General features: G+C 27.6%; 9 protein-coding genes. 7 read left to right on the forward strand and 2 right to left on the reverse strand.

Annotated elements, in window-relative coordinates:
- The first annotated feature begins 38 nt into the window (after positions 1 to 38).
- The 5 genes from AACL01_RS01240 (at position 39) to AACL01_RS01260 (ending at position 5811) form a co-directional block, all read left to right on the forward strand.
- On the forward strand, positions 39 to 992 hold the full coding sequence (locus AACL01_RS01240) for an alpha/beta hydrolase (RefSeq protein ID WP_339023105.1): 954 nt from the start codon (positions 39 to 41) through the stop codon (positions 990 to 992).
- Complete coding sequence (locus AACL01_RS01245) at positions 992 to 2248, forward strand: ATP-binding cassette domain-containing protein (RefSeq protein WP_339023106.1); 1257 nt, start codon at positions 992 to 994, stop codon at positions 2246 to 2248. Before AACL01_RS01240 ends, AACL01_RS01245 begins: the two co-directional genes overlap by 1 nt.
- Positions 2249 to 2259: 11 nt before the next feature.
- Positions 2260 to 3243: an ABC transporter permease gene (locus tag AACL01_RS01250; protein WP_339023108.1), complete on the forward strand. Its 984-nt coding sequence runs from the start codon at positions 2260 to 2262 to the stop codon at positions 3241 to 3243.
- 1 nt (position 3244) lies between these two features.
- Positions 3245 to 4210, forward strand: coding sequence for a hypothetical protein (locus AACL01_RS01255; RefSeq protein WP_339023109.1), 966 nt, complete (start codon positions 3245 to 3247; stop codon positions 4208 to 4210).
- A 65-nt stretch (positions 4211 to 4275) separates the two neighbouring features.
- Entirely contained in the window at positions 4276 to 5811 is a 1536-nt protein-coding gene (locus tag AACL01_RS01260) for an APC family permease (RefSeq protein ID WP_339023110.1), read from the forward strand.
- A 26-nt stretch (positions 5812 to 5837) separates the two neighbouring features.
- Here AACL01_RS01260 and AACL01_RS01265 read toward each other — a convergent pair whose 3' ends face one another.
- Positions 5838 to 6371 (reverse strand): lipoprotein, encoded by a 534-nt coding sequence (locus tag AACL01_RS01265; RefSeq protein ID WP_339023111.1) that lies wholly within the window; start codon positions 6369 to 6371, stop codon positions 5838 to 5840.
- Between the two features lie 203 nt (positions 6372 to 6574).
- On the opposite strand from AACL01_RS01265, the gene AACL01_RS01270 reads away from it, so the two are divergent.
- Positions 6575 to 8539, forward strand: a complete 1965-nt coding sequence (locus AACL01_RS01270) for a lipoprotein (protein WP_339023113.1) — start codon at positions 6575 to 6577, stop codon at positions 8537 to 8539.
- Between the two features lie 228 nt (positions 8540 to 8767).
- The gene (locus AACL01_RS01275; protein WP_339023114.1) at positions 8768 to 11161 is read left to right on the forward strand and encodes a lipoprotein; all 2394 of its coding nucleotides are present in this window, start codon (positions 8768 to 8770) and stop codon (positions 11159 to 11161) included.
- A 39-nt stretch (positions 11162 to 11200) separates the two neighbouring features.
- Here the strand turns inward: AACL01_RS01275 and AACL01_RS01280 are convergent, their stop codons facing one another.
- The gene (locus AACL01_RS01280; protein ID WP_339023115.1) at positions 11201 to 11716 is read right to left on the reverse strand and encodes a hypothetical protein; all 516 of its coding nucleotides are present in this window, start codon (positions 11714 to 11716) and stop codon (positions 11201 to 11203) included.
- Positions 11717 to 11774: the final 58 nt, after the last annotated feature.

An 11774-nucleotide genomic window follows, 5' to 3' on the forward strand; every position in this document is an offset into this window, starting at 1 on the left:
AAGATATAATTAATTATATTAATAGAAGGGGTCAAAAAATGAATGAGTTTTTATTAAATTCAGTATGAGCTGTGTTAAATTCAAAAATAATAACTAAACGTGATAATTCAGTGGAATGCCAATTAAAACATTTTAAATCACTTAAAAGAATTGTTAATATTCATGATGTTGATAAAACCCGACTATTAGATCTTGGTGAATATCATGAATGGCAACAAATTGAATTGTTTACTTCAGATGATATCGAGCTTGCAGGAATGTATTGAATTAATCCAATTAAAACAGATAAGTGAATTATTTCACTTCATGGTTTTAGTTCTAAAAAAGAAGTTGCTGCAACTGCTGCAAGTTTTTTTAAAGCAATGGGATACAATATTTTTGCATTTGATTTTAGAAATCAGGGGATGAGTAGTGAAGACTTTGTGACTTTTGGCGTGAAAGAACAAGAAGATTTATTAACAGCACTTAAATATTTACGAAAAGAGTTTCATCCCACAACTGTTGGACTAATTGGTTTTAGTATGGGAGCTTATGCTTTAAATGCTTTTGCTTTAAACAATGAACCAGTGTTTCAAGAATATAATATTAAGTTTGGTATTTCTGATTCAACATTTGCTAATTTATCACCAGCAATTTCAAGATTAACAGAAACATTTGGTCATCATTTGAAGGTTAGTCGTAAAATAATTGATAATATGTTAGTTTGAGTAAAAAACAGATATATGATTAATACTGAAATGTTAAATTTAAGTAATTTTAATTTAAATAATGTGACTTCTTTCCCAATTCTTTATCTTCACTCAAAAGATGACAAAATTACTTCATATAAAGATAGTGAAAAATTTATAAAAGAGCGAAAAAGTGTTAAAGTTTTAGGAAAGGATAATATTGTTTTATTCACAAAAGTTGGTCACATTAAAGCAATTTTTGATGTCACTCAACAATATGTTGATGCAGTTAAACAATTCTTACAAGAAAATCAGGTAAATTAATGGAAAAAAAGATCGTTGTTCAATTAAATAATATTTTGAAAATTCACAATGGAAGAACTATGACATTGAGAGGAATTAATCTTAATGTTTATGAAGGAGATGTCATTGCTTTAGTTGGTCCAAATAACTCAGGTAAAAATATTTTAGGAAGAGTTATTGGTGATGAAATTAAACCAACAGCAGGAAGTGTGGAATACTTTTTTGATACACCTGACATCTTATCTAATGTAGGATACCACTTTCGTAAAAATATTTGACCTGATGGTTTTAGAGTGCAAGAAGTTATTAAGTTTTATCGAGATATTTATGGAATCAAAGATGAAGCATGAATTTCACAGCTATATGAAGTATTTCGAATTAAATCTCATTTAAAAGAGTATTTAAATCAAAGCGATCAAAACTGATTAGAAGTGTTTTCAATGTTCCTTGCCTTTATGCATAAACCAAAATTATTAATCTTAAATCCAATTACAACTACTATTTGGGTAGATATTAGAATTGGGATTCTAGATTTCTTAAAAAAATATCGTGAAGAAAATAATGCAACAATTATTTTAACTTCACCATCTGATGCAATGTTTGATGCATTATGTAATCGTGTAATCACTATGCATCATGGGCAAATTTTTAGAGAAGATTCAGCGATTAAAATTAAAGAATCAGGAACTTCATTAACTGATTATTCATTAAAGGTTTATGCAGACATTAAAAAGAAAGATTTAAAATTAAAAAACCAAGACCCTGTCTTGGATGCGATTTTAAGTAAATTTGAAATGTATGAAAAAGTCTTTGATAAAGCCTTCAATGAATTATGTAAAAAACATAGTGATGAAGAAATTGAACAAATGAAACTTTTTAACGATATTAAATTAATTCAAATTAATTTGAGTACAACAAGAAAATCAATTGAAAAATTAGCGTTCTCATTAATTTCAATTAATAGCTTAAAGTTTACTAAAAAAGAAATTAAAGAATTAGTGAATTCAATTGATAAATTTATTAAACCAGTTAAAAAACTTGATCCAACCAATTTATATTTAAATGAATCAATTGCTTTTTTAGAAGAAATTAAAGATGTAATTACATTCTGTAAACATGAGTTAATTCAAATCTTTAATGAAACCGCGTTAATTCATCGTTATTCTTCTGATAATAAAACGTCATTACGTGAAAAACGTAAACTAAAAAAACTAAAACGTAAATATATTAAAGAAGAAAAACAAAAAATTATGAACAAAATTAAAAAAATTACATAAAGGAAATTCCAATGCTTAATAATAAATGAGATATTTTTAAAGATATGATGAAATTCCAGTGAAAAAACAATCTTCGCAACATGATTAGTGTTTTTACTGGACTTTTTGTCACAATCATTTTGTTATTTACATGATTAACATTTAAGGTAATTGTCGATAAAAATGATTCTAATAAAAACATGGAATTATTTTTACAATATGATCCCTTCATTTTGTCATCAGCGATCGGGATTAGTACAATCATTAATTGTTTTTTAAATATGGCCCGTATTATGCACGAGTTTAAAATTAAAAACTTTTTTCGTAGAACATTTGCAACAAACATTTCTAAAAAATTCTTAATTATTTGTATGGTTGCTTATAACCAAATGTTTAACATGATTGTAAGTTTATTATTATTTTTATTTGCAATGTGTTATGTCAGCCAACGAGATGAGTTAGCGTCTGTTAATTGATTAATATTTATTGGTGGGTATTTATTATTGGCATGTATTTGCAACTTGTTTGGAATTTATGTAGCATTTGCTGTTAAACGTTTTGATATGGTATTGATTGTAACTAATGCCTTTTATTACGCATCAACATATTTTTTAGGATTAGGGATTCCTTATGGGAGTTTAATTAATCAAAATAGTAAAATAATGTTGTGAATAAGTTATATCTTTCCCCAAAAATATCCATTGTCAATTATGCAAGCAGGGTGACAAGGGCACTTTGGTTTTGATAATATGAAACAACAAACCCGTGATGAAATTGGTGATATTGGAATTGGTTATTGGGGTCATAATTGAATTCCATTTGTAGTAACAGCGTTATTATTTTTATTTGCTATGTTGTTATTAAGATGAATTATTAAAAGTAAATATAAAATCGAAAGAACTAATAACTATGAAAAATATGCACGTGTTTCAAAAGAATCAGCAAATAAAATTTATTTATTAGAAAGAGCAACAACAATTGAAGAGTTAAAACGTATTAAAGAGAGTCAAGGATAAAATGGTCAAAGAACAACAAGATAAGTATTTTAATCGTCATAGTAATTTTTATGTATTAAGAAAATTAGTTTGACTACATACAAAAACATTTTTTAGAATGCCATGAAACATTTTTGTGGGACTTTTTGTGATGTACTTAATTTTGGTGATGTGATTAATTTTTAAACCAGATAACGTGTTTGTTATTCCTTCAATCGTGGCTGTAAGTATTACAAGAAATACGGTATCAAATTTATATCGTGTGTTATTTAGATATAAATTTACATCAATTGATAAACGTATTATGTATTTACCAACATCAATATATACCAACTTTATTGCTGTTTGTTTATTTTCATTTATTTTTAACTTTATTAATTCAGCAATTTTAATGTCGGTGCCAATAATTTTTCAATCACAAATTACCGTTCATTCTACTAATTGATTGATGTATTTATCTGGATCATTATTACTATGAATTACTTGTGTTTTAACGTTGTATATAATTTTCTTTTGAATGGGGATAAAGTATACCCAACTAGCTCAAGGAATTGTAATTGTCTTATATGTTGTTGTCTTTAACTTAATGGGTTGTGCGTTCCCATATGATTTAATAATGCAACATAAAGGATTAAATGCATTTTTATATTTATTCCCCCAACGTTATGCAATCAACATAATGCAAGCAGGGTGAATTAATGCCACTGATATGATTATGCCAGCCAACATCACTACTTCTAACTTACCAGCAGTAAGTTTTGGATTTGCAGGACAATTATGAATTCCATATCTTGTATCAATTGTGTATATTATTTTAATGGTAGGAATGTTATATATATTTTTCATCTTTAAATCAGAAGCACAATTTCACGTTTATACTAAAGCCCAAAAACAAAATAAAGAAAGTTATTTGTATCGTGTCAAACACGCTGAGTCAATTGAGAAATTAAATCAAATTCACGATGAGTGGAATAACTCCCATAAATAATTTTTGTTTACTAACCCAAAAATGATATAATTTTAAAATTATAACTATTATTTAAAGGAACGTTTATGAAGAATAATCAAAAGAATAAGTTCAATTTATCAGAAATGATTTGAATTGGTTTTAACTATACATGTGGAATATCATTTACTGCTGCTTTTGCAACATTTATGATTAATTCTAATGGTGAAGGTCTAGGACTTGGGGCACACATGATTTGAATCTTTTTAATTGAAGGTTTAATTGCTGCCACTTGTGCATGAGCATTTTCTAGAATGTCACATATTCATAAAGGAGAAAATGGGGCAGCCTATATTTATGTCCGAACTTCTTTTGGAAAGTTTGCTGGATGAATGATTTCTTTCTTACAATATACAACAATGCCGATGATTGTTACTTCACAAATTGTGTCAATGATTCGCATTAACTTTGTAGATACCGGATCAGTGTTTAACACACAACAAATCTTTGGGGCATGATCTTTCTTAGTTTGAGATATTGTGGGAATCATTGTTTATGCTTTAGCTTCATGTACAATTTTCTTCAGTATGAGAGCCATTAAGAAATTTTTAAATATGTCTGGTTACATTAAATGAGGATCAACTTTTTTATTAGTAATTGTTTTAGTTTATTTATTTATACATGATAGCCAATTTGGTAATAATGTTGCTCATAATTCAAAAATATCAGTGTCATCATTTTCAACAGCCTTTACTTCTGGATTCTTCTTCTTTATGGGTTTTGAAACATTTTCAACAATGGGAAAAAATGTTGAGAACCCAGAAAAGAATATTGGAAAAGCGATTATGTGAATTATGTTTTTAGTAACACTATTTTATGTTTCAATGACAATATTATTTTTAGGAACATTTATTAAATATGGATCAAATCCTAATATTGAAGCATTTTCTCTAATTAACAATAATGCTAAATATCTTAAGTGATTAGGGGCGATCATAATGTTAGTATGTACTTTATCTTTAAAAATGAATTCTGCTGTGCAAAACTCATTGTATTCAGGAACCATTTTAGAACCATTTGCTAAAGAGGGAATGATTAACCCTAAATATCAAGAAGTTAATGAATATGGGATTCCCTTTAGAGCGTCATTACTTAACTTGATATTAACTACATCATTTGCGGCAGTGTGATTAATAATTCCTGACATTATTCAAGGATGTATTGGTTCTACAGATCCGATCTTTAATTTCTCTGATATTACAGGTGAAACCGCTTTAATCATGATTATGATTTATATTGCAGTTATTTATACAACCTTGCATTTAACATTTACTAAAAAAATGAAAACCAATTTATTCGAAAAAATTATTTGAATATTTGCATTAATATTTTTAATTTTCCAATTCGAAGAATTTTTTAGAAACCTAATTACAGAAATAGTTGATGCTGCTCGTTATCATACACATAATTGAGTTGGTAAAATTATCTCAGCATCATTAGAAATAATTTATGTAATCTTGGCAATCACTTTTGGAATAATTTGATATAAAGTAAGATACTTACCAATTTATAAAAAAAGAATGGCAGAGAATCCTCAACTACAAGTTGAACTTGATGAAGCCTACCAATTAATAAATAATTAAAAAAACACCCGCGGGTGGTTTTTTAATTATTTTGCTTTCTTTAATGTAAAGTTAAATTCAATATGTAATATTTGTTTATTTGTATCTTTGATTTTAAAGTTAGTTATAAGTTTAGTAATAGCATCATATTTATATGTATTTGTATCATCTATAATTTCTCCATTAGGTTTGATTTTAATGGGAACATTTTTTCCACTTACCATAAATGCCGCATCAAAATTTATTAATTTGTTTCAATTATTATCATATGCAAGATTATTTTTTTGAAAAGCTTCTTTTATAGCATTGTTAATTTCAGTTTTATGATCTTCAATTTTTTTATTATCTTGGTCATTAGTATTTTCATTATTTGATGGAGCAAACAAGTCTGCAAATTTTGCTTTAAATAAATTAGTTAATAAAATATTTTCATCTGGGAAATCGTCTTTATTTAAAGTTATTTCTCCTAAATTAATAGTTTTTGTTATTCCTTCATCTTTTTTGTCGCCACAAGCAATGGTGGTAACTCCTGTTGTTGCCACCAAACCTAATGAACCTAAAAGTGTTAACAGTTTTTTCATCTTTTTTTCTCCTAGTATTATTATAATTTATAGTTGCATAATTAAAAAAGATATTTGTAACTTATTTTTTATATAAATATTTAAAAAAAAAGCCTTTTTTTTTTTTTTTTGTTTAGTAGGTTATAATCATTAAAGAGTGATTTAAAAATAACTCGCAAAAAAAGATTTTAAAAGATTTTAAATATATTAAAAAGGGGAAAAATATGAAAAAATTAATAGGATTGTTAGGATCTTTAGGTCTAGTTGCCGCAGCTGGTGTTACAGTTGTGTCATGTGGAAATAAAGACAAAGACAAAGACGAAAATGGATTAGCAAAATTGCTAAGCAATGTTAAATTTGATGAAACATCAAAATTATCAGATGTAAAAAAAGAAATTATTGAAATAGTAGGCGATGCTAATAAAGATAATATTGATGTTACATCAAATCATAAAGCAGAAGCAGATGCTGACAAAGATGTTTTAGCAGTAGGAGATGTAGTTACTGTTACAGCAAAATCAGACTTCGATGTTATGGGTGGTCAAGATGGTAAAGAAAGATTAGCATCAGTTAAAAAAGACGAAACTTTTAACATTACAATTTTAGATTCAACAAAAAAAGTTACAGCTGCTGAAATTAAAGCAGTTGAAGCCGTTACAAAAATCAAAGATTCAGCAGGCATTGATGATGTTAATGGTAAATTAAAAGCTGTTGTTGATTCAAATGATTATAAAGATAAATTATCTTCATTAACAGCAGTACTTAAACAAGATTCACAAACTGATGTTGTTGTGGCTATTGAAACAAAAGGTGATTACTGAATTTCTGGTGATAAAACATTTGAACTTATAGGAGCAATCAAAAAACAAGAAGATAAAAAAATAACAGCTGATGCAATTTCACAAAATAACGCTATTAAAGCTATTAAAGGTTTAGAAAATTTAGATGCTGTTAATGCAGCATTAACAGCCGCAATTCCAAACATTGATGGTGTTAAATCATTAACTGCTGTTCTTGATGCTAAACCAACCGATGTTGTAGTAACTATTGAAGCAGCTGATGGTTATACAGTTGATGGTGTTAATACATTTAAAATTATTGGAGCAATCAAAGAAAATAAACCTACACCAGAAGTTAAAAAAATAACAGCTGATGCAATTTCACAAAATAATGCTATTAAAGCTATTAAAGGTTTAGAAAATTTAGATGCTGTTAATGCAGCATTAACAGCCGCAATTCCAAACATTGATGGTGTTAAATCATTAACTGCTGTTCTTGATGCTAAACCAACTGATGTTGTAGTAACTATTGAAGCAGCTAATGGTTATACAATTGATGGTGTTAATACATTTAAAATTATTGGAGCAATCAAAGAAAATAAACCTACACCAGAAGTTAAAAAAATAACAGCTGATGCAATTTCACAAAATAATGCTATTAAAGCTATTAAAGGTTTAGAAAATTTAGATGCTGTTAATGCAGCATTAACAGCCGCAATTCCAAACATTGATGGTGTTAAATCATTAACTGCTGTTCTTGATGCTAAACCAACTGATGTTGTAGTAACTATTGAAGCAGCTAATGGTTATACAATTGATGGTGTTAATACATTTAAAATTATTGGAGCAATCAAAGAAAATAAACCTACACCAGAAGTTAAAAAAATAACAGCTGATGCAATTTCACAAAATAATGCTATTAAAGCTATTAAAGGTTTAGAAAATTTAGATGCTGTTAATGCAGCATTAACAGCCGCAATTCCAAACATTGATGGTGTTAAATCATTAACTGCTGTTCTTGATGCTAAACCAACTGATGTTGTAGTAACTATTGAAGCAGCTAATGGTTATACAATTGATGGTGTTAATACATTTAAAATTATTGGAGCAATTAAAGATAGCCAACCAAAACCACCAGCTAACAAAGACATTGCAGTTGATAATGATAAAGCAACAACCGTTATCAAAAAAACTGCCACAATAACAATTACAAACTTTCCAGATTTACAAAATGTAGTTGTTGCTTCCGAAAATGAAGCAATTGCAACAGTTGTACCACCAACTCAAGATGGAACAATTGTTATTACAGGAATGGCTGAAGGAACAACAAATATAACAATTACAGCTAGCAATGCTAATGCAACAAAAACTATTGCTGTTATAGTTACTAAAGCACCCAAAACTTTATAATTATTAAAATAATATCAAAATAAAACAAATGTATCTTATGATACATTTTTTTTGTTATTTTTTATAAAAACATAATTCTATTTTTCTCAAATAAGGAGGCATTTTTGCTTGCTTTTTTTTTTTTTTTTATGCACACTAATAGTAGAAACACTGATCTATTAGAATATTAAAATTTAAAAACAATAATAAAAAATAAAGAATAAAACAAAATAAAGAAAAGAGAAATAAATGAAGAAATTAATAGGATTATTAGGTTCTTTAGGTCTAGTTGCCGCAGCTGGTATTACAGTTGTGTCATGTGGAGATAAAGACAAAAAAGATAACACTATAACATTAAAAATATTATTAAGTGACCTTAAAATAAATGATAGTCAAACCAAAAAAGATGTTAAAGATCAAATAGCATCAAAATTAATGGGGGCTACACTCGATAAAGATTATTCAGTCACATTTAATCCGAAATCATCTATTAGTAAAAACTTATCAGATGATGATAAGTTAACAAACATTAAATCAATTACTGTTAAAGCACTACAAGATTTTAAAGTAAATGAAAAACAAGTAAAAAAAGATGATTCTTGTGATATTGATGTAACAGATGCGAATAGAATTAAAGATATTTCTAAATTGCATCCAAAAGCAATTGGTGGTGGGAAAACTGCACTTACTGAAGATGAAGCTAAACCACAAGCAATTGCTGCCGTTATTAAAGCTGCATCAACTGATGATAATCTTAAAAAATTAGCAAAAGAAGATTTAGATACTAAAGAATTTAAAGCTAATACAAAAGATGCTGATGGATCAATTACAGTATTTGTTAAAAAAGCGAGCGAAGATAAGTTTAAAGGTGAAGTAAAAGTAACTATTACAAAATTTACTAAAGATAAAGAAGATAAAGAAGTTAAAGCAGATGACATTAAAAATAATGCTGATGTTAAAAAAATCAAAGACTTAGCTGACTTAGCCGCTGTTAACAAAGCACTAGATGATGTTGCTAAAAAAATTGATGGTGTGGATACATTAGTAGGAAAAGTTGATGACAAACCAACTAATGTAAAAGTAACTATTAAATTAAAAACTGGTTACAAACTTACAGGTGATGATACTTTTGTAATTGAGGGTGCAATTAAAGCAGCAGATAAAGAAGTTAAAGCAGATGACATTAAAAATAATGCCGATGTTAAAAAAATCAAAGACTTAGCTGACTTAGCCGCTGTTAACAAAGCACTAGATGATATTGCTAAAAAAATTGATGGTGTGGATACATTAGTAGGAAAAGTTGATGACAAACCAACTAATGTAAAAGTAACTATCAAATTAAAAACTGGTTACAAACTTAAAGGTGATGATACTTTTGTAATTGAAGGTGCAATTAAAGCAGCAGATAAAGAAGTTAAAGCAGATGACATTAAAAATAATGCTGATGTTAAAAAAATCAAAGACTTAGCCGACTTAGCCGCTGTTAACAAAGCATTAGATGATATTGCTAAAAAAATTGAAGGTGTGGATACATTAGTAGGAAAAGTTGATGACAAACCAACTAATGTAAAAGTGACTATTAAATTAAAAACTGGTTACAAACTTACAGGTAATGATACTTTTGTAATTGAAGGTGCAATTAAAGCAGCAGATAAAGAAGTTAAAGCAGATGACATTAAAAATAATGCTGATGTTAAAAAAATCAAAGACTTAGCTGACTTAGCCGCTGTTAACAAAGCACTAGATGATGTTGCTAAAAAAATTGAAGGTGTAGATACATTAGTAGGAAAAGTTGATGACAAACCAACTAATGTAAAAGTAACTATTAAATTAAAAACTGGTTACAAACTTACAGGTGATGATACTTTTGTAATTGAAGGTGCAATTAAAGCAGCAGATAAAGAAGTTAAAGCAGATGACATTAAAAATAATGCTGATGTTAAAAAAATCAAAGACTTAGCTGACTTAGCCGCTGTTAACAAAGCATTAGATGATGTTGCTAAAAAAATTGAAGGTGTAGATACATTAGTAGGAAAAGTTGATGACAAACCAACTAATGTAAAAGTAACTATCAAATTAAAAACTGGTTACAAACTTACAGGTGATGATACTTTTGTAATTGAGGGTGCTATTAAAGCAGCAGATAAAGAAGTTAAAGCAGATGACATTAAAAATAATGCCGATGTTAAAAAAATCAAAGACTTAGCTGACTTAGCCGCTGTTAACAAAGCACTAGATGATATTGCTAAAAAAATTGAAGGTGTGGATACATTAGTAGGAAAAGTTGATGATAAACCAACTAATGTAAAAGTAACTATCAAATTAAAAACTGGTTACAAACTTACAGGTGCTGATACTTTTGTAATTGAAGGTGCTATTAAAGCAGCAGATAAAGAAGTTAAAGCAGATGACATTAAAAATAATGCCGATGTTAAAAAAATCAAAGACTTAGCTGACTTAGCCGCTGTTAACAAAGCATTAGATGATGTTGCTAAAAAAATTGATGGTGTGGATACATTAGTAGGAAAAGTTGATGATAAACCAACTAATGTAAAAGTAACTATCAAATTAAAAACTGGTTATAAACTTACAGGTAATGATACTTTTGTAATTGAAGGTGCAATTAAAGCAAAAACTTTATAATTATCAAAATAACAAAAATGTATCATATGATACATTTTTTTATTTGGTTGTTAATTTAAATCACACATTAGTTTTGTAAAAATAATCTAGTTCAGTTAACAAGTGTTGATCATTAATATAACAAAAATTTATTTTAACTGTTTGAAATTTTTCTAAAGCATACATCGTTGTTGATGACATAGGTAAATTATCATGATGAGTTGTTTTATCATATGAATAAGTAAGTGTTTGATGAGCAATTTCATATATAAAATCAATCTTTAAATGCACATGATCAAAGGTTTTATCATAAGCTTTTTTAATATTTGCTTCGAGATTATAAAAAAATCTTTGTGCTTCATTATTTAAAAATTTTTGATGATTTTTACTACCAATAATTATTTGTAATAATAGGTTACTAACTAAATTAATAGACATTCCAGTTTGATATTTTTTTAATACTTTTAAAGTTCCTAATTGATAATTGGGGATTTTACTTTTTTGGCAACTTACCAATAGTGGAGAACTTGTAAATATTACAAATCCCAGGCTAAGAGTTATTAATGTTTTTTTCATATAAAAGTTCCTTTCCAAGAAAATTTTATGATTAATAACTTAAAAAATAAAATAGTCA

The sequence above is a fragment of the Spiroplasma endosymbiont of Crioceris asparagi genome, from assembly GCF_964020035.1.
In the GTDB taxonomy this organism is placed as follows: domain Bacteria; phylum Bacillota_I; class Bacilli_A; order Mycoplasmatales; family Mycoplasmataceae; genus TIUS-1.